Consider the following 2,233-nt stretch of genomic DNA (forward strand, 5'->3'; position numbering starts at 1 on the left):
CGGCCATCCAGCGGGGCTTGCTCACCGTAGCCAAGACCAACAAGACAAACGTCTTCAACGGCCGCATCATGGAAATCGAAGGTTTGCCGGACTTGAAGCTGGAGCAGGCCTTTGAACTCACCGACGCCACCGCGGAGCGCTCCTGTGCCGGCTGCACCATTGCCCTGTCCATCGCCACAGTGACGGAGTACCTGCGCAGCAACGTGGCCCTGTTGAACAACATGGTCGCCCGGGGCTACCAGGATGAGCGCACCATTGCGCGCCGCATCGCCGCCATGGAGGACTGGCTCTCCACCCCTCGGCTACTCAGGGCCGACGCCGGTGCGGTCTACCGGGAAACCTTGGACATCGACCTGAACACCGTCACGGAGCCTCTCCTGGCTTGCCCCAACGATCCGGACAACATCAAGCCCCTCTCCGCGGTGGCCGGTGATCCGGTGCAGGAGGTGTTCATCGGCTCCTGCATGACCAACATCGGCCACTACCGCGCCGCGGCCAAGGTGTTGGAAGGTGTGGGCAAGGTGAAGGCTCGCTTCTGGGTCTGCCCCCCCACCCGCATGGACGAGGAGACGCTCAAACAGGAGGGACACTACGCCACCATGGCCGCGGCGGGCTGTCGCATGGAGATGCCGGGTTGTTCCCTCTGCATGGGCAATCAGGCGCGGGTTGAGGACAACACCACGGTGGTGTCCACCAGCACCCGGAATTTCAACAACCGCCTGGGTAACGGGGCCCAGGTCTACCTGGGCAGCGCCGAACTGGCGGCCGCCTGCGCCGTGCTGGGCCGCATCCCCACCGTGGCGGAATACCACCGGATTGTGAGCACCAGAATCCAGCCCCTGGCAGCGGAGCTTTACCGCTATCTGAGCTTTGATCAGATTCCCGGCTTTGCCCATGGGCAAGGGGACAACAGCAACCATGCTGAAGACGCGACCCTGGCGGTGGCGAAGATCTGAATAGGCGGCACAGCAGCACCATGTTCGGTACACCGCTAAAAGCCAGCACAGTTCGCAATCTGCTGCAGCAGCGCTCCCTGGCGGTGGCGGCCACGGTGCTGCTCACCGGCCTGGGGGCGGCCTGGACCGCGGTGCTCCTGAAAAACGGCATGACCAGGATGGTGAGCTGGCGGCTGGGGCTGGTGGAGCAGTTGGAGCCTGTGCTGGGTCCCGCCACCCCTTGGCTGGTGTTGCCCGTCATCGCAGGCCTGGGGGGGCTGCTGGCGGGACTGCTCCTCAAGCACCTGTCGCCCGCCGCCCACGGCTCGGGCATTACCCAGGTGATGAAATTCCTCCAGGGGCAGCGGGTGCCCATGAGCATCCGGGTGGCGGTGGTGAAGCTGCTGGGGGGCGTCCTGGCCATTGGCGGCGGCTTCCCCCTGGGGCCGGAGGGTCCTGCGGTGCAAATGGGTGCCTCCGTGGCCTGTCAGATGGCCGCCAACCTGAGGGCGCCACGCTCATTCCTGCGCCTGATTGTGGCTGCGGGCGGGGGAGCAGGCATTGCGGCGGTGTTTAACGCCCCCCTCGGCGGCTTCATCTACGCCATTGAGGAGTTGCTCCATAACGCCAGGCCCGTGGTGCTCATGTTGGTGTTGTTCACCACCTTCATGGCCGACACCTGGGGGGATGTGCTCAGCTGGATCGGCTTTGGCCAGGAGCAGGGCTTCAGCGCCGCCATGAGCCTGGAGGTGAGCAAAACATTCGACCTGGTGGACTTCACCTTTCGTCCTGTGGATATTTTCTACCTGGTTCTCCTGGGCCTAGTGATTGCCGGGCTGAGTGAGTTGTACAACCGCTACGTGATTGCCATGCAGGGTGTGTGTGGTCGGGTGTTCGGCCCGCGGCCCGTGCTGCGCATGGCCCTGTGCGGCCTGCTGTTGGGCCTGATCTTTGCACCCCTGCCCGCGGAGTTTGCCGATGGCGCCGCCTTGAAAAAGCTGGTGGCCTTGGACCTGCGGGACGGCACCGCAGATCTGGGCGTCAACCTGGCGATTTTTGTGGCCATGTTTTTCACCACGGGGCTGGCGGCGGCATCCGGTGCGCCGGGGGGCCTCTTTGCCCCCATGTTGATCCTGGGGGGCGCCGTGGGCCTGGTGAGTTCCGCGCTGCTGCAAACCACCACTGGCTACGCCCCCAGCAGCCTCGTGTTTGCAGGGATGGCCAGCTTTGTGGCGGGCACGTGTCAAGTGCCCATTGCCGCCACGTTTATCACCTTTGCCCTCACCAAGCAGATTGTG

General features: G+C 64.6%; 2 protein-coding genes. Both read left to right on the forward strand.

Going from position 1 to position 2,233, the window contains the following annotated elements:
- On the forward strand, positions 1-956 hold a 956-nt coding region (locus FLM9_RS02640; protein ID WP_257242972.1), incomplete at its 5' end, for an aconitase family protein.
- A gap of 20 nt (positions 957-976) precedes the next feature.
- A partial coding sequence (locus FLM9_RS02645) for a chloride channel protein (protein ID WP_074457129.1) occupies positions 977-2,233 on the forward strand: 1,257 nt, incomplete at its 3' end.

It is taken from the genome of Candidatus Synechococcus spongiarum (genome assembly GCF_900047545.1).
In the GTDB taxonomy this organism is placed as follows: Bacteria; Cyanobacteriota; Cyanobacteriia; order PCC-6307; family Cyanobiaceae; genus Synechococcus_B; species Synechococcus_B spongiarum_C.